The following is a 22,588-nucleotide window of genomic DNA, read 5'->3' on the forward strand; positions in this document are numbered from 1 at the left end:
ATTGGACAAGTGTGGACGTTCTACGAATGAGTTTTACTGCTTTGTTGACCTTGATCGGTAGTCCGCTACTCTGGGCGACGCTCGTCGCCCTCGCTTACATATCCACGACGCGTATCAAACGGGAGCGGGGCATGTTTCGCTCGCGTCGGCGTTCGCCGAAATCGGACTGGCGCCATTTTCTATGGCCGAGCCTGCTCCTCGCCGTCATCGGTTCGGCGGCGCTGATTCTGCTCGAGACGACCGTCAACTGGGAATGGGTCGTGACGTTCAGCGTGCTGTACGCGCTTATCGTCTTGACGATGCACCCGCGTTTCAGCAGCCCAGCGTTCCCGTTTTTGATCATGCTGACGGCAGTCGCGCTTCGTGACGTCATCGAGTATGGGGGACTGACAGGGTGGATGGATCGATTGGCCGAGGTCGACTGGCCGGTGTATGCGCTCGTGTTCGGTGTCGTGACGCTCGCGGAGGCGATCCTCTTACGGTGGAACGGTCCGGTCGAGACATCACCGACGCTCATCTTGTCCAAACGGGGCCAATTCATCGGCGGGCACGTCGTCAAACGGCTCTGGTTCTTCCCGCTTGTCGTCTTCCTACCCCCGTCCTTCGGTCTCGACGGCCCAGTGCCAATCATCTTGCCGATCCCGATCGGGGTCAGCCTGCTGTCGACGGGAGCACTCCCAGGGACGCTCCTCGGCCGCTTGAGCCTATATCGAGGCCTGCTCGCGCTCATCGCCATCGGTTTGTTCGGAGCTTCCTACGCCATCGACGTCCCGTACGCGGCCTACATCTTGCTCGGTCTGTTCGTCTTGTATGAGTTGGCGCTACAACTCATCAAGCGAGAGAATCGAGGGACGACGCCGGTGTTCATCAACGGCAACCGAGGAGCGGTCATCATCGACACGCTCCCGGGCTCACCGGGCGAGGCGATGCAGCTCATCCCGGGCGAATCGATCTACAAAGTGAACGGGACCGTCATCACGGGCGGGAGCAGCTTCTATGAGGCGCTCCAGTTGCATAAACCGTACATCAAGCTCGAGGTGCTCAACTTAAACGGGGACATCCGTTTCGTGCAACGGGCGATGTATGAGACCGACCCGCACGAGCTCGGCATCTTGTTCGTCGCCGAGCCGGCAAGCCCGCGTTTGCGGTTACGGAAACTATAAAAGGGAGCATCCTTGGTGGATGCTCCCTTTCGTGCGTTCAATTAAAGTTCAAGTTTTGATGGTTTGAAGCCCATTGTCGCTTCGACTGCGTGTTGCCAGCCTTTATACAGATTTTCGCGGTGTGATTCGTCCATCTTCGGTTCGAATTGATGGTCAAGTTTCCACTGTTGTTTGATCTCTGCTTGGTCTTTCCAGAACCCGACGGCGAGACCGGCGAGATAGGCGGCACCGAGAGCCGTCGTCTCGCTCACTTCAGGCCGTTCGACCGGGACGTCCAAGATGTCCGCTTGGAACTGCATGAGGAAGTTGTTGTTGACCGCACCGCCGTCGACGCGGAGCGTCTTCAACTCGATGCCAGAATCTTGTTCCATCGCCGTCAAGACATCGCGTGTCTGATAGGCGAGTGACTCGAGCGTCGCCCGGACGAAATGTTCTTTCTCCGTCCCGCGCGTGAGGCCGAAGATGGCACCACGGACGTCCGAGTTCCAATACGGGGCACCAAGTCCGACGAAGGCTGGGACGACGTAGACGCCGTCTGTCGTCTCGACGCGGTTGGCGTACTGTTCCGTGTCTTTCGCCGACTTGAGCATACGGAGTCCGTCACGGAGCCATTGGATGGCCGAACCGGCTACGAAGATCGAACCTTCGAGCGCATATTCGACTTTACCATTGTATCCCCATGCAATCGTCGTGAGCAGACCATGGTCCGACTTGACGGCTTCTTCGCCCGTGTTCATGAGCATGAAGCAACCTGTACCGTACGTGTTCTTACCTTCTCCTGACTCGAAGCAGGCCTGACCGAAGAGGGCTGCCTGTTGGTCACCGGCCGCGCCGGCAATCGGAACTTCGAAGCCGAAGAAGTGGTACGGGATCGTGTTGGCGTACACTTCACTCGACGGTTTGACTTCCGGGAGCATCGACTTTGGTACCGTCAAGATCTCGAGCAACTCATCGTCCCACTTCTGCTCATAGATGTTGTACATGAGCGTCCGTGACGCGTTCGAATAGTCCGTGACGTGAGCGTGGCCGCCTGACAGTTTCCAGATGAGCCAAGTGTCAATCGTTCCGAAGAGGAGGTCACCAGCTTCGGCTTTCTCACGGGCGCCTTCGACGTTGTCGAGGATCCATTTGACTTTCGTGCCTGAGAAGTAGGCGTCAATCAAGAGACCCGTTTTATCGCGGAACAAGTCGGCATGACCGGCTTCCTTCAACTCATCACAAATACCGGCTGTTTGACGCGATTGCCAGACGACGGCGTTATAGACCGGACGTCCTGTCGACTTCTCCCAGACGACGGCTGTTTCCCGTTGGTTCGTGATGCCGATAGCTGCGATCTCTTTTGGATCGATGTCGGCCGAACCGAACGCCTCGGCCATGACGGCGAGGACAGAACCCCAAATCTCATTGGCGTTATGCTCGACCCAGCCTGGCTTAGGGAAGTACTGTTTGAACTCGCGCTGAGCGGTCGTGACGATTTTTCCGTCGTGGTCGAAGATGATCGCCCGTGAGCTTGTCGTTCCTTGGTCAAGTGCTAAGATGTAGCGTTTTTCTTTCTCCATATGAGAGAGCCTCCTTAGAAATTAGAAAGATTATGGTACGAGAATACCGTATAACAATGCGGCGATGACCGCCCCGATGATCGGTCCGACGACCGGGATCCATGAGTAGCCCCAGTCCGACGTGCCTTTGCCTTTGATAGGAAGGATCGCATGCGCAATCCGCGGTCCGAGGTCACGCGCCGGGTTGATGGCATATCCCGTTGTACCACCAAGCGAGAGACCGATCGAGACGATCAAGAAACCGACGATGAGCGGATTCAAACCGTCGGCAAACGTGTTGGCCCCGAATGACAAGAGGGCGAAGACGAGTACGAACGTGCCGATGATTTCCCCGATCAAGTTGAACGGCGTGTTACGAATCCCCGGTGCGGTCGAGAACGTCGCCAATTTGGCGCCCGGGTCGTCGGTCGCATCATAGTGCGGCTTGTAGTGGACATAGACGAGGACGGCCCCGATGAACGCCCCGATGAATTGTGCCAAAATATACGCTGGCACATCGGCCCATGGGAATGAGCCTGCTGTCGCAAGTCCGATGGTGACGGCAGGGTTGATATGCGCCCCTCCATAGATACCGGCCGCGTATACCCCGACCATAACGGCCAAGCCCCAACCGAACGTGATGACGATCCAGCCTGCGTTCTCCGCTTTCGAATGACGGAGGACGACGCCGGCGACGACACCGTTACCGAGCAAGATGAGTAGCATTGTACCAATAATTTCGCTGACGAATGCTGACATGTGATACTCCCTTCCTTCCATATTAAATTTGGCTCACCACTTCATTATATGCCCCAAATGAAAGCGTTTCAAAACCGGATATGCAAAAAAAGCCACTTTTCTCATGAAAAGTGGTTTTGATTGGTAATCCGGCGTCTGAAGTCGAGGATGATCCCGACGAGAAAGACGAGCAGGACCATCAAGCTCACGTAACCGAGCGGGGGAAAGCTCGTGGCGCCGAGGTCGAGGAGAATCGAAGCGATGACGGCGAGGTAGAGCCAAGCGAGGCGCCGCGAAATCTCTTTATCGTCGTAACGGTCCGTGAGGGATGCCCCAATCGGCGCGCCGATGAACGCCCCGAGGACGAGGGCAAGCGGCGTCACATAATCGAGCGATAGCGACGGCAGATAGCCGACGAGTCCGCCGAGCGAGATGAACAGGACGGCAGCGAGGCTCGTCCCGACCCCGCGATGCGTCGTGAAGCCGAGCCAACTGACGAGGAGCGGGACGATGATGAACCCGCCGCCGATGCCGAGGAGGGCGGACAATAGTCCGGCCATCGCTCCGATCATCACACCCGCGAGAACGGTCGATTTTTTCGGCTTCTGCGGTTTCGATGTTTTCTTTAATAGCGTAACGGCAAAATAAGATAGGATAGCCAGATAAAATAAGTTCAGTAACCAATCATACGTCCCCGAGATCGAGAGGACGAGGCGGCTCGACAGCTGTGCCGTGACGGCGCCGGTCAGTCCGACCGTGATGCCGGTCGACCAAGACACGTTGCCGAGCGACGTATGTTTCTTCGCGCCGGACAGGCTCGTCCCGACGACGAACAAGAGCGACGTGGCGACGGCCTCTGCTGCCGAATAACCACTAAAGAGCAGCACTGGGACGATGATGACCCCGCCGCCGATGCCGAAGAATCCGGACAAGGCGCCGACGATGGCACCGAGCGGGATGAAGAGAAGTGACCACATGACGACCAACTCGTTTCTACTTAGATTCACTCTCCATGATAACGAAAAGTGGAACGATTTGGGAAGCGTGTCAGAAGCGAATATTTGTTCGTGTATGTGCTATAATCAAGTCAATATGCAAGGAACAGAAAGCGAGGAATATATATGGATAAGATTAGCGTTCCGTTCGGCTTACAATCAGAATATAAGCCGGCCGGCGACCAACCGGAGGCGATTCGACAGCTCGTCGAGGGCGTCAATCGCGGCGACCGGTACCAGACGTTGCTCGGGGCGACCGGCACCGGGAAGACGTTCACCGTATCGAACGTCATCCAAGAAGTGAAGAAGCCGACGCTCGTCTTGGCCCACAACAAGACGCTCGCCGGGCAGCTCTATTCGGAGTTCAAGGAATTCTTCCCGAACAACGCCGTCGAATATTTCGTCAGCTATTACGACTACTATCAGCCAGAGGCGTACGTCCCATCGACGGACACGTTCATCGAGAAAGACGCCTCGATCAACGATGAGATCGATAAACTTCGTCACTCGGCGACGTCGGCCTTGTTCGAGCGCGATGACGTCATCATCGTCTCCTCCGTGTCGTGCATCTACGGTCTCGGTAACCCGGAAGAATATAACAGCCTCGTCTTAAGTCTCCGCGTCGGTAAAGAGTTGGGCCGTGATCAGATGCTCCGCAAGTTGATCGACATCCAATATGAGCGGAACGATATCGACTTCCAACGCGGACGGTTCCGTGTCCGAGGTGACGTCGTCGAGATCTTCCCGGCGTCACGCGACGAGCAGTGTTTGCGCGTCGAGTTCTTCGGAGACGAGATTGACCGGATCCGCGAGATGGACCCGCTCACCGGCGAGATTATCGCCGATCGCGAGCATGTCTCGATCTTCCCGGCATCCCACTTCGTCACCCGCGACGAGAAGCTGCAAAAAGCGATTGTCAACATCGAGGCCGAGCTCGAACAACAGCTCGCGAAGTTCCGCGAGGAAGGCAAACTGCTTGAAGCCCAGCGTCTCGAACAGCGGACGAACTATGACCTCGAGATGATGCGTGAGATGGGCTACTGTTCAGGCATCGAAAACTATTCGCGTCATTTGAACTTGACCGAGGCAGGGGCGACGCCTTACACGCTCATCGACTACTTCCCGAAAGACTTCCTACTCGTCGCCGATGAGTCGCACGTGACGCTCCCGCAAGTACGCGGCATGTATAACGGTGACCAGGCCCGGAAGCAAGTGCTCGTCGACCACGGGTTCCGCCTGCCTTCAGCTAAAGATAACCGTCCGCTCAAGTTCGACGAGTTCGAGAAGAAGTTGTCGCAAGCGATCTTTATCTCGGCGACACCAGGTCCGTTCGAGCTCGAGCATACCCCGCACATGATCGAACAGATCATCCGGCCGACAGGACTGCTCGACCCGACGATCGAGATTCATCCGATCAAAGGACAAATCGACTACTTGATGGACCAAATTCGCGACCGCATCAAACAGGACGAACGCGTCCTCGTGACGACGCTCACGAAAAAGATGGCCGAGGATTTATCGGACTATCTGCGTGAAGCGGGCATCAAGGTCAACTATATGCACTCTGAAATCAAGACGCTCGAGCGGATTGAGATCATCCGTGACCTGCGTCTCGGAAAATACGACGTCCTCGTCGGAATCAACTTACTGCGGGAAGGACTAGACATCCCGGAAGTGAGTCTCGTCACGATTCTAGACGCCGACAAGGAAGGGTTCCTCCGTTCGGACCGATCGCTCATTCAGACGATTGGGCGGGCGGCGCGGAACTCGAACGGGCACGTCATCTTGTTCGCTGATAAGATGACCGACTCGATGACGCGCGCGATTGAAGAGACCGATCGTCGTCGCTCGATTCAACAAGCCTATAATGAAGAACACGGCATCACGCCGCAGACGATCCGTAAAGAAGTACGCGGCGTCATCCGCGCGACGGTCGACGCCGAGGAGGATGTGCTCGAATCACTCAGCTCGATGAAGCCGGCTGAACGTGAGGAAGCCATCGCCAAGCTAGAAGAAGAAATGAAACAAGCGGCCCGCGACCTCCAGTTCGAACGGGCGGCCGAATTGCGTGACTTAATCTTGGAGTTGAAGGTAGGGAATTAAATGGCTGAAAAGAAAAATGCGATCGTCATCAAAGGGGCGCGCGTCAACAACTTGAAAAACATTGATATCGATATTCCACGGGACCAGCTCGTCGTCTTGACGGGCTTGTCCGGTTCCGGTAAATCGTCACTCGCGTTCGACACCATCTACGCCGAAGGGCAGCGCCGTTACGTCGAGAGTCTATCGGCCTACGCCCGTCAATTCCTCGGACAGATGGACAAACCGGACGTCGATACGATTGAAGGGCTGAGCCCGGCCATCTCGATCGACCAGAAGACGACGAGCCGTAACCCGCGCTCGACCGTCGGAACGGTGACGGAAATCTATGACTACTTACGTCTTTTGTTCGCTCGCATCGGGAAACCGGTCTGTCCGCGTCACGGCATCGAGATCTCAAGCCAGACGATCTCGCAGATGGTCGACCAAGTGATGGAACTTCCAGAGAAGACGCGCCTGCAAATCCTGGCGCCAATCGTCTCGGGCCGTAAAGGGACGCACGTCAAAGTGTTCGACTCGCTCAAAAAGGAAGGGTTCGTCCGCGTTCGTGTCAATGGCGAGACGATCGAACTGACCGATGAGATCGAGCTTGATAAGAATAAGAAACATTCGATCGAAGTCGTCGTCGATCGCCTCGTCGTCCGCGCTGACGTCGAAGGTCGTCTTGCCGACTCGCTCGAGACGGCGCTTCGCCTTGCCGACGGCCGAGCCATCATCGACAAGATGGACGGCACCGAGCTCCTGTTCAGCGAACATCACGCTTGTCCGATTTGTGGCTTCTCCATTGGCGAACTCGAGCCGCGTATGTTCTCGTTCAACTCGCCGTTCGGTGCCTGTCCGACGTGTGACGGGCTCGGTACGAAGCTTGATGTCGACCCGGAACTCGTTATCCCGGACCCGTCGAAGACGCTGAAGGAAGGCGCCGTCGTCGCCTGGCAGCCGACAAGCTCGCAATATTATCCGCAACTGCTCGCCTCGATGTGCAAACACTTTGACATCGATATGGACGTGCCGTTCGAACGTCTGTCGAAGCGTGACCAAGACCTCGTCTTGCACGGGACGGACGAAGAGTCGTTCTTGTTCCGTTACGAGAACGATTTCGGACAAGTCCGGACGAACACGATCTTCTTCGAAGGGGTGCTCCGCAACATCGAGCGCCGCTATAAAGAGACGACGTCCGATTATATCCGTGAACAGATGGAGACGTACATGGCGACACACGCTTGTCCGACATGCAGCGGTTATCGGTTGAAAGAAGAGACGCTCGCCGTCAAAATCACGGGCCACCATATCGGGCAAGTGACCTCACTGTCCGTCGTCAACGCCATCAAGTTGTTCGACTCGATCATGACAGAGTTGAGCGAGAAAGATATCGCCATCGCCCGTCTCATCTTGCAAGAGATTTGTGAGCGGCTCAGCTTCTTGAACAACGTCGGTCTCGACTACTTGACGTTGTCACGGGCGGCGGGGACGCTCTCGGGCGGGGAAGCGCAGCGGATTCGTCTCGCGACCCAAATCGGCTCACGGCTCACGGGCGTCCTATACGTCCTCGATGAACCGTCGATTGGATTGCATCAGCGTGACAACGACCGCTTGATCGCGACGCTCAAACAGATGCGTGACATCGGCAACACGCTCATCGTCGTCGAGCACGATGAGGACACGATGATGGCAGCCGACTACTTGATCGACATCGGACCGGGTGCCGGCGAACACGGCGGAGAAGTCATCGCCGCCGGGACGCCGAAGCAGCTCATGAAGAACCGAAAGTCGCTCACGGGCCAATATTTGTCCGGTAAGAAGTTCATCCCGCTCCCGGCCGAACGGAAAGTGCCGGACGAGCGTTTCTTGAAAATCTTGAAGGCGGAAGAGAACAACTTGAAAGGGGTCGACGTCTCGATTCCGCTCGGTATGTTCATCGCCGTCACCGGCGTCTCCGGTTCCGGGAAATCGACGCTCATCAACGAGATTCTGTATAAATCGCTCGCCCACCACATCAACCGGGCCAAGGCGAAACCAGGGAAGCATAAGAAGATTGAAGGACTCGACCATATCGACAAAGTCATCGATATCGACCAGTCACCGATCGGACGGACGCCGCGGTCGAACCCGGCGACATATACCGGTGTATTCGATGATATCCGTGACGTGTTCGCGTCGACGAACGAGGCGAAGATGCGCGGCTATAAGAAAGGGCGCTTCAGTTTCAACGTCAAGGGCGGACGCTGTGAGGCGTGCCGCGGGGACGGGATCATCAAGATCGAGATGCACTTCTTGCCGGACGTCTACGTCCCGTGTGAAGTGTGTCATGGGAAACGCTATAACCGTGAGACGCTCGAAGTGAAGTACAAAGGTAAGACGATCGCCGACGTGCTCGATATGACGATTGAGGAAGGGCTCGACTTCTTTGACAAGATTCCGAAAATCAAGCGCAAGATCCAGACGATCTTTGACGTCGGTCTCGGTTATATGAAACTCGGACAACCGGCGACGGAACTGTCCGGCGGGGAAGCGCAGCGCGTCAAGCTCGCTTCTGAGCTCCATAAACGTTCGACCGGGAAGACGATTTACATCTTGGACGAGCCGACGACGGGTCTTCACGTCGACGACATCGCTCGTCTGTTGAAAGTGCTGCAACGCCTCGTCGAGAACGGGGACACGGTGCTCGTCATCGAGCATAACCTCGACGTCATCAAATCGGCCGACTACTTGATCGACCTTGGACCGGAAGGCGGGGACGGCGGCGGTACGATCGTCGCGACCGGGACGCCGGAAGAAGTCGCCGAAGTCGCCGCGTCGTACACCGGCAAGTATTTGAAACCGGTGTTAGAACGGGATGCGGCCCGAGCGAAACCGAAAGCAGGAAAACGGAAGTAAGGTATAGAAGTGATGAGAAACGGGAACATGATTGACGTGTGACCAAATCGAAGGGGGAAACGAACAGTGAAACAAGAAATGCGTGAACTGATTCTCCAGCAAGTGAAAGACGGGAAGTTGACGATTGAAGAAGGCATGACCCAGCTCGAACGGCTCGAGAAGTTGGAGCCTGAGCGTGTCCAAGCGCTCGAGGAACGTCAAGAGACGGAGAAAGTCGATGCCTACTCGGTCGAGTCGCTCACGACGAAACTGACGTCGGCGGTCGAAGGGCTCGTGACGAAACTTCGTGACAGCGACTTCACGTTCAGCTCGAACTTCGGGCCGGAAGTGACGTATTCGAAATCGTTCCCGTTCACCGGGAAAGATATCTCGCTCGACTTGTTCAACGCCTCGGCGACGATCGTCTCGTCGGACAACGACGAGTGTGAACTGATCGTCACCGGACGTCCGCTCCGTCAGCAGGACGCGGACAAGGCGCTCGAACAGCTCCAGTCAGCCGTCAAGCATTCGGTCATCGGTGACCGTCTCGTCGTGTCACTCCGCGACAAGCTCGTCCGGGCGCACGTCGAACTGTACGTCCCGCATCATCATTTCGATCACCTACACGTACAGACGCTCAACGGTGAGGTCCGTGCCGACGGCCTCGACGTCGAGAGCGTTCGTATCCAGACGGCGAACGGCCGGGTCGTACTTCATGAAGTACATGCCTCGGAGCTGCTCCTCAACACGGGGAACGGAACGGTCGAAGTCGAAGCGGTCGAATCTGAACTCGTCCACGTCCGGACCGGCAACGGAGCCGTCATCCTGAACGGCAAATACGACAAGGCGTCGCTCAAGACCGGCAACGGGAACATCCGCGCCGAACTCGCGACGGCACGTCCGGCCAAGTTCGAGCTCGCCTCGCTCGCCGGAAACGTCCGTCTCGTCTTGCCGCACGGCGTCGAGGTCGAAGGAGAACTCGAGACGAACTTCGGTGGTCTCCACTGTAATTTAGACGAGCTCGAGATCATCCGCGACCGGAAAGACGTCGCCCAACGCCGACTCGAATTCTTGTCGGGCCGTGGCCAGACACCGCGGATCGAAGTCGAGGCCGGGACGCGTACCGGCACGATCGACCTCGAACACGGTTCGCTCCACACACCGTCGACGTTCCTCGAAGAGGACAAAAACGAACCGACGGAACCAATCGACCCAGTCGACCCGGTCAATCCGGCCGACTTGAACAACCCGTTCCATCAGCAATGACCGACAACCCGAAGGCCTCTCGCCTTCGGGTTTCTTTTAACTTGAGAGACGAGGAGGGACGGGATGAAGCGATTTGTGTCAGCGTACGGATGGATGATGATTGCGGTGCTGGTGCTTGGCGGATGTGCCGACGAACAGCGCATCGTCAATGAGAACGAGCCGGCTGGCGACGAAGCGATTGCTGTCGCCTGGGCGTATGTGACCGCGCGGAACTGGCAGGAGCCCGCAATCGATGCGGGAGCAAGTGCCGAGGTACATCGTGTCACGGTCGATGACGGTTATGAACTGTTGGACGATGCGTATGCCGGGACCGAGGCGCTCGCCGTCTCGTTCGAAGCGGACCCGAACAGTAGCGTCGACGTACCGACGATCTCGGTCGCACCGGAGTCGAACACCGTGGTCGGCTATGTACCGGGCGAATGAGACATCCATGACAAAACCCGAAGGCGGTTGCCTCCGGGTTTTTGTCATGTCATAGATTCATTTGATACTCCATTTGTTCCCAATCCATCATTTGACCGTCATACAGCGTGAATGAGCCGATGATGAACAGGATGAAGAGGACCGGTCCGGCGATGAGTAAGAAAATCCCGAGGTTCCGCATCGTCTTCGACCGTTTCCAATAGAAGATGATGGCGACGATCATCGATAACAGCGACCCGGACAAGAACAGGCCGACGATGTTCAAGATGAACAATAAGAGCACCGTTTCGTTTTTTGTCGCCGCATACTCGCGCCACATATCAAACAGTGATTTGACCAAGTAGACGAGTGCCGCGATCCCGACGATAAAAATAAAGACAATGGCAATCCAAAATAGTGAATTCATGTGATTTCACCTCCCTAATCCTCTATACCCGTTCTACGGAATCGCCACGAATTAGTTTCATCTCTTTTTTTGACACATTTCGGCTCACTTTCGTTGACGCTTCTCCAGAAGAGCTATGATACAATAATGAGCGTGAAAGGGGCAGATACTCATGCAAAATATCGTACGCACGGCTCAACTCGTTGAGCGCTTCAAACTTCAAGTCATCGCCGGGGAAGAGGGACTCCATCGTCCCGTCGCCACACCGGACCTCAGTCGACCGGGACTCGTCCTTGCCGGCTACTACACGCACTATGCGAAAAATCGGCTGCAAGTGCTCGGGAAGACCGAGCTAACGTTTTATGCGAGCTTATCAGAAGAGAGCCGCCGCGAGCGGGCGAAGATTTTATGCACGGAATTGACACCGGGCATCCTCATCACACGCGGCTTCGATATCCCGAAAGAGATTGAAGAAGAGGCCGAAGCGGCGAACGTCCCGCTCATGCGCACGAACGCGATGACGACGTCGATCGAGTCACAGATCACAAACTTCCTTGAGATGGAACTCGCACCGATGACCGCGATGCACGGCGTGCTCGTCGACATCTACGGCGTCGGCGTGCTCATCAAAGGACAGAGCGGTGTCGGGAAATCTGAGACCGCACTCGAACTCGTCAAGCGGGGTCACCGCCTCGTCGCCGACGATTCAGTCGAGATTCGCCAGACCGGGGACCAGTTGCTCGTCGGTTCGGCACCGAAGTTGATCCGTCACTTGCTCGAGATTCGCGGGATCGGGATCATCGACGTCATGACGCTGTTCGGAGCCGGTGCCGTCCGTTCACACAAAAAGATCAGCTTAATCATCAACCTTGAAAACTGGAATGCTGGAAAAGTATATGATCGTGTCGGACTCGACCACAACACGATGAAAATCATCGACAGCGAAGTGCCGTTACTCACCATCCCGGTTCGCCCAGGACGTAACTTGGCCGTCATCGTCGAAGTCGCGGCGATGAACTATCGCCTGCAAAATATGGGGATCAACACGGCTGAAGAGTTCGCGGAACGACTTGCGAACGCCATCCACGATAACGAAGGAGACATGGAATAATGGTAGAGCCAACGTTTGATCGCGTCGCGTTTGAAATCGGGTCACTCCCGATCTATTGGTACGGGATGATCATCGCCTTCGGAGCGATGCTCGGGCTCGTTCTCGCCTTGTTCGAGGCGAAACGACTCAATTATGATTCGGAGCGGGTCGTCGATGTCATCATCTGGTCGATTCCGATCAGCATCGTCTTCGCCCGGATTTATTACGTCACGTTCCAATGGGACTACTACAGTGAGAACCTTGGACAGATCATCGACATCCGCCAAGGCGGGATTGCAATCCATGGTGCCATCTTTGGAGCGCTGCTCGTCGTCATCATCTATTGCATGCGCAAGTCGATGTCGTTCTGGAAGATCACCGATATCCTCGCTCCGTCGCTCCTGCTCGGGCAAGCGGTCGGACGTTGGGGGAACTTTATGAACCAAGAGGCGCACGGTGCCGAGACGACGAGCCGTTTCTTGAAAGAGACGCTCTTCCTCCCGGATTGGATCGTCAATCAGATGTATATCGACGGCGCTTATTACTTGCCGACATTCTTGTTCGAGAGCGTCTGGAACATCCTCGGCGTCATCTTGCTCGTCGTCTGGCGTATGGTCGGTAACCCGCCGCGCGGCTACATCTTCTTATCGTACCTCGTCTGGTATTCGATTGGACGCTTCTATATCGAAGGGCTCCGTACAGATAGCCTCATGGTTGGTGACCTTCGGACGGCCCAGCTCGTCTCGATTGCGATGATCGTATTCGGTGTCGTCATGATGATCGTCCGCCGCAAAGCGAAACGATACGACGACCCTTCAGAGAAAGGACTGTTTGATTGATGGATACACTTCTATTCGATTTGGATGGTACGTTGCTCGATACGAACCCGCTCATCATCGCGAGTTTCCGTCACACGCTCGGGTACTACTTCCCGGACGAGACGTATCGCGATGAGGATATCTTCCCGTTCATCGGACCGACGCTCGAGAAGTCGTTCAAGGCGCTCAATGAACCGGAATGGAAAGAGATGCAGGCGTTCTATCGCAGCTTCAATATCGCGATGCACGACCAGCTCGTCGCCGAATATCCGGGTGTGATCGAGGGGCTGTATCGCCTCCACGCCAAAGGCTACAAGATGGGCGTCGTCACCTCGAAAGGCCGTCCCGTCGTCGAGCAAGGCTTGCGTCTGTTCAAGATCGACCATCTGTTCGATGTGGTCGTCACGGCCGACGATGTGGAATATGAGAAACCGCACGCCGAACCGGTCGAACGGGCGCTCCGTGCGCTCGGATCGACGGCGGACCGCGCTGTCATGGTCGGGGACAACGACACGGACATCTTCAGCGGCAAGAACGCCGGGACGAAGACGGTCGCTGTCGGCTGGGCCATTAAAGGCCGTGCGTTCCTCGAAGCGCTCGAACCGGACGTCATCATCGACTCGATGGAACATTTCGAGGCGTGGCTCGACGAGGTCACGGTCCATGCGTAAGACGGAACGGTTTCGTCTCGACGGTCCGAATCCGCTCTGGCAGATGTATCGGACGATTCGTTTCCTGCGTGTCTTCAAAAACACGACCGTCGTCTTGATCGGCCGGTACTTCCCGTCCGTCAAGGCGAAGCGCTGGCTATACCGGACGTTCCTCGGTATGGAAATCGGGGAGTATAGCGCGCTCGCCCTCATGGTGACGCCGGACGTCATGTTCCCGGAGCGGATTTCGATCGGCCGCAACACGGTCATCGGGTTCAACTCGACGATCCTCTGTCACGAGTATCTCGTCGACGAGTATCGGATTGGCGACGTCCACATCGGGGACGAGGTGTTGATCGGGGCGAACGTCACGATTTTACCTGGCGTGACGATTGGCGACCGGGCCGTCATCGGTGCCGGGGCCGTCGTCCATCGTGATGTCGCGCCCGGAGAGCGCGTCGTTGGGGCAAAGCTCCATACCATCGACACAAAATAGACACAATTTAGCGCGAAATCATTTTGAGGTCAAGACATATGGGGCCTCATAAAATTACTAGGGCGGTATCACTTTTTTTAAAGGCGATACCGCTTTTTTGTGTCTATGAGCGCTGACATGAAACCTCCATATTTTTGTCGAAAAGCATTTGAACGACCTAGCAAAATATATTCATTATAGAAGGAATATAGTCCCGATTTTTTTTAAGTTTTTCAGTTGCCCTCGTTGTTTGAGTGAGGTATTCTTAACCCTGCAACTAAAAATAGATTTAGAGATGATGTGGAGGATTTAGAATATGGAAGCGAACTATGAAGCAGTAATGACGCTACCCGAACCAGAATCTCCGCTCGCCGCGGAGCTCCACTACTATAGAGGTCGTCGTGCGTTACGTGAAGGTCGCCTAGATGAAGCGACTTTTTTCATGGCTGAAGCCACTGCCGCTGCAGCGCACCGCGTCGACTATCACAAACAGTACGCTGAACTGTTATTTGAAGTAGGGGAGATCTATCACGCCAATGACGTGTGGAAACGGGTGCTAGAACTCGATGAGACGTCAACCGAGGCCTTGTATCACCTTGCGAGCAATTGCGCTTATATCTCTTTATATGAAGAAGCAGCGATGTATGCGAAACGTTACCTCGAAGTCGAGGCACACGGGCGCTATGCGGACTCGGTCCAATCGCTATTAGAACTGATCGAACTCGAGCAAGAACTCGAGGACGAAGATGAAGACGAGTTGATCACGTGGCACACCGAGGCCCAGCAGCATATCGACAAAGGCCGCTTGTTCGCCGCCAAGTCGACGCTCGAACGGTTAATCGACCGCTATCCGCGCTTTTGGCCGGCGTTCAACAACTTGGCCGTCGTCAATTTTTATCTCGGCAACGATGAAGCGGCGTTCGAGACGCTCGAGTACGTGCTCGATGAAAACCCGGGCAACTTGCATGCGATTTTGAACACGATTTTGTTGTTGCATGAGGCCGGACAATCAGAAGCGGCGCTCCAATTGTCGGTCCCGCTGACACGGGTCCGCCCGCTCCAGTTCGACTTGCGCTATAAACTCGCCACGACACTCGCGCTCGTCGGTCAATACGACCGCGCGTACGAAGAACTCCGCCTTTTGAAAGACCGCGGATTCCGTGGGGATTCACTGTTCGGGCATTGGCTCAGCGTGTCCGCCTACAAGACCGGGCGTCTTGAAGAAGCGGCCACCTATTTGAACAGTGACGAGTTGAAACAATTTGAAGAAGCGAGCCCGTATGACATCCGCGACAACCTCGAGTTCCGTTCGGCACTCGTCCAAGGGTTGCGCCAAGAAGAAGACGCGGCTCGCATCGAAATCATCCGAATCATCTCGAAACTTGCCGACGACGAGGCGTTTGAAGCACTCGCGTTGACGAACGGGATCACCGACAACGAGACGGTGCTCGCCTTCGCCGAGAAATGCCGTGCTGAGATTTGCGGGGCACCGTTCACCGGTGACGCCCGGATCGCTCAGGCGTATGAGGCCCTCGTGCTCGCCGAGACGGAAGTGACGGAAGCGGAACAGATGAGCCTCGACGGCGACTTCTATGAACGGTTCTCACTCCTGCTCCTTGCCGGGGCATCGTTCGAGGACGTCACGGCATCGGCCGCGGCCCTCGTTTGGATGTTCTATGCGAAACGGGATGCCCTCATCCTCAACGACTGCGCCGACACGTTCGGAATCGACGTCGCGACGCTCACGGGCACGATCCGTTCGTTCAAACAGACACTCGAACAAGCATAAAGATAGACGATACCTCCCTAGGTTTCTTATACTGAAGTCAATCAATTTCATGCAGAGGTGGAATCATTATGACAGAAGAAAAAATCTATGACGTCATTATCATCGGGGCCGGCCCAGCCGGAATGACGGCTGCACTTTACGCGTCGCGTGCCAACTTATCGACACTTATGATCGAACGCGGTATCCCAGGTGGACAGATGGCGAACACGGAAGATATCGAAAACTATCCGGGCTATGACAGCATCCTCGGCCCAGACTTGTCTCAAAAAATGTTCGACCACTCGAAAGCATTCGGGGCGGAGTACGCTTATGGCGACGTCCAAAGCATCTCGGACGAGACGGAATATAAAGTCGTCCACGCGCACAACCGTGACTATAAAGCACGGGCGATCATCCTCGCTTCTGGCGCACAGTACAAGAAAATCGGTGTCCCGGGCGAAGAAGAGCTCGGCGGCCGCGGTGTATCGTATTGTGCGGTCTGTGACGGGGCGTTCTTCAAAGGGAAGAACTTGTTCGTCATCGGCGGCGGCGACTCAGCTGTCGAGGAAGGCGTGTTCTTGACACGTTTTGCTGACAAGGTGACAATCGTTCACCGTCGCGACGAGCTTCGCGCGCAGAAGATTCTTCAAAAACGGGCGTTCGACAACCCGAAAATCGACTTCATCTGGAACCACACGCTCAAAGAGATCGTGGAAGCGGATGGTAAAGTCGGTGGGGCACGTCTCGTCAGCACGGTCGATGGGACCGAGTCGGACCACGAAATCGACGGTGTGTTCATCTATATTGGTATGAACCCGATCACTGGTTTCGTCAAAGACCTCGGCATCACGAACGAGCAAGGCTATATCGTCACGAACGAAGCGATGGAGACGAAGATCCCAGGGATTTTCGCAGCCGGCGACGTACGTGACAAGACGCTCCGTCAAGTCGTCACCGCGACGAACGACGGATCGATTGCCGCTCAAAACGCGCAACACTATATCGAGGGGCTCCTCGAGGCGTTGCACGAACAAAACGCGTGACATGAGGCAGAAGGGATTGCGGGCGACCGCAATCCCTTCTCTTTTTTTCGGACGTTCGTTATACTAAGGACAGAAGAGAGCTGCACACACGGCTCGGTTGTCAATTTTAAGGGGGCGTCAGTGACATGGAAGACTTTAAAGGATTGGAAGAATTGATCATCATCAGCGGGATGAGCGGGGCCGGGAAATCGGTCGCAATGAATAGCTTTGAGGATCTCGGCTATTTTTGCGTCGATAACTTGCCGCCGGTGCTCTTGCCGCAATTGATCGATGTCATCAGCTCGGTCCGGCCGAAGATCGCCGTCGCGATCGACACACGGACGCGCGACTTCATCGACAGCCTGTTCATCGTCATCGACGACTTGGAACAGAAGAACGTGCACCCGCACTTGTTGTATCTCGACACACGGGACGAAGTGCTCGTGCGCCGCTACAAGGAGACGCGCCGGTCGCATCCGCTCGCCCCGGAAGACGCACCGCTCGTCGGCATCGGGATGGAGCGCTCGTTGCTCGAAGGGTTCCGTGACCGGGCCCATACGCTCTACGATACGAGCGACCTGAAGCCGCAGATGCTCAAAGACCGCATCTTGCTCCAGTTCAACGAGGAACGGATCCCGTTCACGGTCAACTTCATGTCGTTCGGGTTCAAACACGGCGTCCCGCTCGACATCGACCTGTTGTTCGACGTCCGCTTCATCACGAACCCGTTCTATATCCCGGAACTCCGTCCGCTCACCGGGCAGACGGAAGAAGTCCAGAATTACGTCATGTCGCACCCCGAGGCGCGGGCGTTCTATAAAAAACTGATCGACATGCTCGAATTCCTGTTGCCGCAGTACAAGCGCGAAGGGAAGACGCAAGTCGTCGTCGCCTTCGGCTGTACGGGCGGGAAGCACCGTTCGATCACGTTCGCCGAGAAAGTGTCGGCCCATTTCGCCGAACGCTATAACGTCAAGACCGTCCATCGCGATCTCGCGCATGCGACGAAGGAGAAATAAGATGAGACGCGATAGAAAAGTGGTGGCCATCGGTGGAGGGACGGGCCTCTCGACGCTCGTCCGGGGCTTGAAGCATTATCCGCTCGACATCACGGCCATCGTCACGGTCGGGGACGACGGGGGCAGCTCGGGGCGCCTCCGTGACGAGTTCCATATGTTACCGCCGGGCGACATCCGGAACGTCATCCTCGCCTTGTCCGAGGTCGAGCCACTCATGGACAAGATTTTGCAGTATCGGTTCGACAGCGGTTACGGGCTCGAAGGGCACTCGCTCGGCAACCTCATGTTGACGGCGGCGACGCACATCTGCGAAGGCTCGTTCGTCAAGGCGGTCGACGTCTTGTCGCAGCTGTTGAACGCCCAAGGCAAGGTGCTCCCGGTGACGGAGACACTCATGACGCTCGCCGCCGAGTTCGAGGACGGGACGATCGTCAAAGGTGAATCAAAGATCCCGCTCGTCGAGAAACAAATCAAGCGCCTGTTCTTGCTCGAGGAAGGTATCAAGCCGGCGGCTGGTGTCGTCGAGGCGATCGAGGACGCCGATCTGATCGTGCTCGGTCCAGGGAGCTTGTATACGAGCATCATCCCGAACCTCTTGATTCCAGAAGTGCGTGACGCCATCGTCCGCTCCAAGAAACCGGTCGTTTACATCTGCAACGTCATGACGCAGCCCGGTGAGACGAAAGGGTACGACGCGATGAAACATTTGAAATCGATCGAGGCGTATCTCGGCAAGTCGACGGTCGACACGATCGTCGTCAACAACGAGCCAATCGAGGACATCTATTTAGAGCGTTACCTCGAGGACGGCTCGGAAGAAGTCCGCTTCGATCGGAAGAAGCTTCGAAATTACGGCACGAACGTGCTCGCGGGGGACATCGTCGACTATAACCGTGACTATATCCGCCACGACTCGGACGCCATCGCCGGACTCGTCATGCAACGTGTCCTGCGCATCAAGAAACCACGCTCGTTCCAAGAACTTGAGCTGAAATAAGTTGTGATTGAACAGAAAGGAGGGGACCGGCATGAGCTTTGCCTCTGACGTCAAAAAAGAATTGACGCAACTCGTCGTGACCGATGCCGAGGCGAAAGCGGAACTATCCGCGCTCGTCCGGATGAACGGCGTCATTTCGCTCGCTTTAGGGCGAGGGATGACGCTCGACGTCTCGACTGAGAACGCCGCCATCGCACGTCGAATCTATTCCCTCATGAAACGGCTGTACGACCATCATCTCGATTTGTTCGTACGGAAGAAAATGCGGTTGAAGAAGAACAACGTCTATATCGTCCGGGTCGCCCAGCGTGCCGAGACGATGCTTCGAGACCTTGAAATCCTCGGGGAGAACTACGAGATGATCCGCACGCTCAACTCGGACATGACACGTGACGAGAACCTCGCCCGTGCCTATTTACGCGGGTCGTTCCTTGCCGGCGGGTCAATCAACCATCCGAAGACGTCGTCGTATCACCTCGAGGTGTACAGCCTGTACGAGAACCATAACCAGGCGCTCCGTGACCTCGCCAACCGCTTCGGCTTGAACGCGAAAACGCTCGAGCGGAAGAAAGGGCACATCCTCTATATCAAAGAGAGTGAAAAGATCTCGGACTTCCTGAAACTCATCGGGGCGACGCGCGGCATGCTCGACTTCGAGGACGCGCGTATCATCAAAGACATGCGCAACTCGGTCAACCGGCTCGTCAACTGTGAGACGGCGAACTTGAACAAGACTGTCGGGGCGGCGCTCCGCCAAGTCGAGAACATCAAGTTCCTCGAGCGCACGGTCGGGCTTGAAATCTTACCGGTCAAACTCCGGGAAATCGCCGAGCTCCGGGTCACCCATCAAGACGTCTCGCTCCAAGAACTCGGCGAGATGCTCGAGACGGGACCGATCTCGAAATCGGGGATCAACCATCGGCTCCGCAAGATCGACCAGATCGCGGACAAGGTGCGAAACGGTGAAGAAATCAGCTCATCGTGACCCCGGTTGCACCAAAACCGTTCTTCCTATATAATTAGCAATTGTGTATAGGACTTAGAAATGTAACTTAAAGGAGCTTCATGATTATGTCGAATGCAAAGAAAAGAATCTCGCTCACGATCGACGCTGATTTAGACCAGGTCATCACGGAGCGTGCGAAACAAATCGGGATCCCGAAAAGCGCCCTCGTCACGTTCGCGACAAGCCTCTTCCTCAACCAATTGCGCGCGGAAGAAGTATTGTCAGGTGACACGAACGCCATCTATCAGGTCATCCGCAAAGATTATGAACTGCTCACGAGCGTGGATAACTTAGACAAATAATTGCGAAAGGCTGACTGCGGTCAGCCTTTTTTGGTTGCATCCGGCCTTAAAATTTGGAATAGTGGTTATATTGAATTCGAATGGAGGTCGATCCTATGGGGCAAATCTTGCTCATCCTAGTATTACAACTCGTCTACGTACCGGTGCTGACGCTTCGGACAATCATGCTCGTCAAAGGAAAAACGATGATTGCGGGGCTGTTCGGGACGCTTGAGACGCTGATCTATATCTTCGCGCTCGGGATCGTGTTCCAAGATTTGACGACGCTCGGCATGATCGTCTATGCGGTCGGATTCGGGCTCGGGATTCTCGTCGGCGGTTACGTCGAGCGTAAGCTTGCCATCGGCTACAACATGATCCAAGTCCACACACAAGAGTTCCCGGCCGAGCTCATCCAAAAGATGCGCGACAGCGGTTATGGCGTGACGCATTACCAAGGACAGGGACGTGACGGCATCCGATATCGTCTCGACGTCTTGGCGGCACGGACACGGATGAAAGATTTGCGGCAAATGGTCGAGGAGTATGAGCCGAAGGCGTTCCTCGTCGCATTCGATCCGATCGACTTTAAAGGCGGCTATATGATGAAAGGGCTCCGACGCCCGAAATGAGCGGGACGACTCACGGAAGTGGGTCGTTTTTTCGTGGAACGGGGAATACAGGAACAAAGGAGATGAGCGAGTTGAGACGAAAAGGGTTATGGATCGTCGTGGTTGGGTTGATTCTCGTCGGCGGCGCGCTGTTCGCCACCTCGTTTTGGAAGTCGGAGTCCTCGATCAAACCGCCGCTCCCGACAGTCCGGATCGGATCGGTGACGGCCGAAGTGAAACAGTCGACGTTCTGCTGGTTCAATGGGGGCGAGGCGGTATGTGAAGACCACGGGTTGCCGGAAGCGGACGACTTGCAGCTCGTGCCCGTCGAGCCGGGTGCCGAGATTGATGTCGAGTTCCATGCCGAGCCGTCGAACGTCTCATTCCATCAAATCATCGACGGGGAGCTCGTACGGTCTGAACCCGTCGTGCCCGACGCACCGGGCGTCTATTTGTTCGAGACGGGCGGGGAGTGGCCGCGTGGGGACAGCCGCTATGTGTTCGGGGTCGAGGTCGAGGAATAAAAGAGTTGACCTGTCCGCTACGGGCGGCTTTATGATCAACGAGAAGGGGGGACGCCAATGATTCAAATCGGAAAAGTGGTCCATCTAACGGGGTTGTCCACTAAAGCAATCAAATGGTATGAAGCGAAAGGACTCGTCCGACCGACTCGTTTAGATAATCAGTATCGGTTATACGGGATGGAAGAAATAAGACGCCTGAACGAAATCAAGTTACTACGCCAAATGGGTATCTCGCTCGAACAAATTCAGACGGCAAAAAGTGTGAGCGAGTTACTCGACAGCAGACTTGATGAGGTCCAACGCGAAATCGAGGCGTTGCGACAAGTCGAGCAACAAATCAAATGGATGCAAACAGGGGGAGATTCAATGAAAGTACGTTATGAGATGTGGGACCGACCGAAAATCGTAAACGGTTATGTATCCGAACTCACCACAATCCCATTCGTTTGGGAAAAACTGCAACCAGAGCTGACGACAGACGAATCATATGGCGTCTGTTTGGCGAAAGAAGAAGCTTATCTAGCAGGGATGACTGATCCTGTCATAGGAGAAGAGGGAAGACAGGTTGAACTGTCGGCAGGACGTTACCTTGTAGCCACGGTCGAAGGCGGAATCCCGGCCATCCCCACGACGTATAATCAACTTCTAGCGTTGCCGGATGTAACGTTGCGGGATGCACTCGATTTTGAGCGCTACATTCATGGGCAAGACGGGGCTGACGATTTGATTGAAATTTGGTTACCTGTCCAATAAAAAGAAGCGCCTTTCCCGGAGTGATATGCTCCCCAATAAGTAGACAGATGAAATAACAAATCTGTTTATCTGATTGGGGAGTGTTTTTTTATGACGAGAAGTCGACATAC

22 protein-coding genes are annotated in these 22,588 nt (G+C 55.6%); 18 read left to right on the forward strand and 4 right to left on the reverse strand.

Annotated features, from left to right (window positions below; all coding sequences use genetic code 11):
• Window positions 1-26: 26 nt before the first annotated feature.
• Window positions 27-1,163, forward strand: a complete 1,137-nt coding sequence (locus tag KNP64_RS08575; RefSeq protein WP_214752913.1) for a PDZ domain-containing protein — start codon at window positions 27-29, stop codon at window positions 1,161-1,163.
• A gap of 41 nt (window positions 1,164-1,204) precedes the next feature.
• Here KNP64_RS08575 and glpK read toward each other — a convergent pair whose 3' ends face one another.
• The 3 genes from glpK to KNP64_RS08590 all read right to left on the reverse strand — a co-directional run bounded on the left by glpK (window position 1,205) and on the right by KNP64_RS08590 (window position 4,416).
• Entirely contained in the window at window positions 1,205-2,722 is a 1,518-nt protein-coding gene (gene glpK, locus KNP64_RS08580; protein ID WP_214752915.1) for a glycerol kinase GlpK, read from the reverse strand.
• Between the two features lie 30 nt (window positions 2,723-2,752).
• Window positions 2,753-3,460 (reverse strand): MIP/aquaporin family protein, encoded by a 708-nt coding sequence (locus tag KNP64_RS08585; protein WP_214763335.1) that lies wholly within the window; start codon window positions 3,458-3,460, stop codon window positions 2,753-2,755.
• Window positions 3,461-3,561: 101 nt separating this feature from the next.
• Window positions 3,562-4,416 (reverse strand): sulfite exporter TauE/SafE family protein, encoded by an 855-nt coding sequence (locus tag KNP64_RS08590; protein ID WP_214792823.1) that lies wholly within the window; start codon window positions 4,414-4,416, stop codon window positions 3,562-3,564.
• A 144-nt stretch (window positions 4,417-4,560) separates the two neighbouring features.
• On the opposite strand from KNP64_RS08590, the gene uvrB reads away from it, so the two are divergent.
• The 4 genes from uvrB to KNP64_RS08610 all read left to right on the forward strand — a co-directional run bounded on the left by uvrB (window position 4,561) and on the right by KNP64_RS08610 (window position 11,079).
• Window positions 4,561-6,537 (forward strand): excinuclease ABC subunit UvrB, encoded by a 1,977-nt coding sequence (uvrB, locus tag KNP64_RS08595; RefSeq protein WP_251126373.1) that lies wholly within the window; start codon window positions 4,561-4,563, stop codon window positions 6,535-6,537.
• The gene (gene uvrA / locus KNP64_RS08600; RefSeq protein ID WP_029595043.1) at window positions 6,538-9,411 is read left to right on the forward strand and encodes an excinuclease ABC subunit UvrA; all 2,874 of its coding nucleotides are present in this window, start codon (window positions 6,538-6,540) and stop codon (window positions 9,409-9,411) included.
• 66 nt (window positions 9,412-9,477) lie between these two features.
• Window positions 9,478-10,656, forward strand: coding sequence for a DUF4097 family beta strand repeat-containing protein (locus tag KNP64_RS08605; RefSeq protein WP_214792826.1), 1,179 nt, complete (start codon window positions 9,478-9,480; stop codon window positions 10,654-10,656).
• 63 nt (window positions 10,657-10,719) lie between these two features.
• Window positions 10,720-11,079, forward strand: coding sequence for a hypothetical protein (locus tag KNP64_RS08610; RefSeq protein WP_214711535.1), 360 nt, complete (start codon window positions 10,720-10,722; stop codon window positions 11,077-11,079).
• A 49-nt stretch (window positions 11,080-11,128) separates the two neighbouring features.
• Here KNP64_RS08610 and KNP64_RS08615 read toward each other — a convergent pair whose 3' ends face one another.
• Entirely contained in the window at window positions 11,129-11,485 is a 357-nt protein-coding gene (locus KNP64_RS08615; RefSeq protein WP_029595046.1) for a hypothetical protein, read from the reverse strand.
• Between the two features lie 151 nt (window positions 11,486-11,636).
• Between KNP64_RS08615 and hprK the strand changes: the two genes are divergently transcribed.
• From hprK to KNP64_RS08680, 13 genes are all read left to right on the forward strand, one after another.
• Window positions 11,637-12,575, forward strand: a complete 939-nt coding sequence (hprK, locus tag KNP64_RS08620; RefSeq protein WP_214792828.1) for an HPr(Ser) kinase/phosphatase — start codon at window positions 11,637-11,639, stop codon at window positions 12,573-12,575.
• On the forward strand, window positions 12,575-13,393 hold the full coding sequence (gene lgt, locus KNP64_RS08625) for a prolipoprotein diacylglyceryl transferase (RefSeq protein WP_138859070.1): 819 nt from the start codon (window positions 12,575-12,577) through the stop codon (window positions 13,391-13,393). The genes hprK and lgt overlap by 1 nt, the downstream gene beginning before the upstream one ends.
• Window positions 13,393-14,043: a pyrophosphatase PpaX gene (gene ppaX, locus KNP64_RS08630; protein ID WP_034778540.1), complete on the forward strand. Its 651-nt coding sequence runs from the start codon at window positions 13,393-13,395 to the stop codon at window positions 14,041-14,043. The genes lgt and ppaX overlap by 1 nt, the downstream gene beginning before the upstream one ends.
• Window positions 14,036-14,518 carry an acyltransferase gene (locus KNP64_RS08635; protein ID WP_034778539.1) on the forward strand — a complete coding sequence of 161 codons (483 nt, stop codon included), beginning with the start codon at window positions 14,036-14,038 and terminating at the stop codon, window positions 14,516-14,518. Before ppaX ends, KNP64_RS08635 begins: the two co-directional genes overlap by 8 nt.
• A gap of 295 nt (window positions 14,519-14,813) precedes the next feature.
• Complete coding sequence (locus KNP64_RS08640) at window positions 14,814-16,286, forward strand: tetratricopeptide repeat protein (protein ID WP_251126374.1); 1,473 nt, start codon at window positions 14,814-14,816, stop codon at window positions 16,284-16,286.
• 68 nt (window positions 16,287-16,354) lie between these two features.
• Entirely contained in the window at window positions 16,355-17,308 is a 954-nt protein-coding gene (gene trxB, locus KNP64_RS08645) for a thioredoxin-disulfide reductase (RefSeq protein WP_029595052.1), read from the forward strand.
• 125 nt (window positions 17,309-17,433) lie between these two features.
• On the forward strand, window positions 17,434-18,306 hold the full coding sequence (rapZ, locus tag KNP64_RS08650; RefSeq protein WP_029595053.1) for an RNase adapter RapZ: 873 nt from the start codon (window positions 17,434-17,436) through the stop codon (window positions 18,304-18,306).
• A 1-nt stretch (window position 18,307) separates the two neighbouring features.
• Window positions 18,308-19,303 (forward strand): gluconeogenesis factor YvcK family protein, encoded by a 996-nt coding sequence (locus tag KNP64_RS08655; RefSeq protein ID WP_034778537.1) that lies wholly within the window; start codon window positions 18,308-18,310, stop codon window positions 19,301-19,303.
• Between the two features lie 31 nt (window positions 19,304-19,334).
• Window positions 19,335-20,288, forward strand: coding sequence for a DNA-binding protein WhiA (gene whiA, locus KNP64_RS08660; RefSeq protein ID WP_034778536.1), 954 nt, complete (start codon window positions 19,335-19,337; stop codon window positions 20,286-20,288).
• A gap of 86 nt (window positions 20,289-20,374) precedes the next feature.
• Entirely contained in the window at window positions 20,375-20,611 is a 237-nt protein-coding gene (locus KNP64_RS08665; RefSeq protein ID WP_021065439.1) for a hypothetical protein, read from the forward strand.
• Between the two features lie 95 nt (window positions 20,612-20,706).
• Window positions 20,707-21,222, forward strand: a complete 516-nt coding sequence (locus KNP64_RS08670; protein WP_021065440.1) for a DUF2179 domain-containing protein — start codon at window positions 20,707-20,709, stop codon at window positions 21,220-21,222.
• A gap of 62 nt (window positions 21,223-21,284) precedes the next feature.
• The gene (locus KNP64_RS08675; RefSeq protein WP_214792831.1) at window positions 21,285-21,725 is read left to right on the forward strand and encodes a hypothetical protein; all 441 of its coding nucleotides are present in this window, start codon (window positions 21,285-21,287) and stop codon (window positions 21,723-21,725) included.
• A gap of 57 nt (window positions 21,726-21,782) precedes the next feature.
• On the forward strand, window positions 21,783-22,478 hold the full coding sequence (locus KNP64_RS08680; protein WP_214787657.1) for a MerR family transcriptional regulator: 696 nt from the start codon (window positions 21,783-21,785) through the stop codon (window positions 22,476-22,478).
• The last annotated feature ends 110 nt before the right edge of the window (window positions 22,479-22,588 follow it).

This window comes from Exiguobacterium sp. s64, from assembly GCF_018618035.1.
GTDB lineage: Bacteria > Bacillota > Bacilli > Exiguobacteriales > Exiguobacteriaceae > Exiguobacterium > Exiguobacterium mexicanum_A.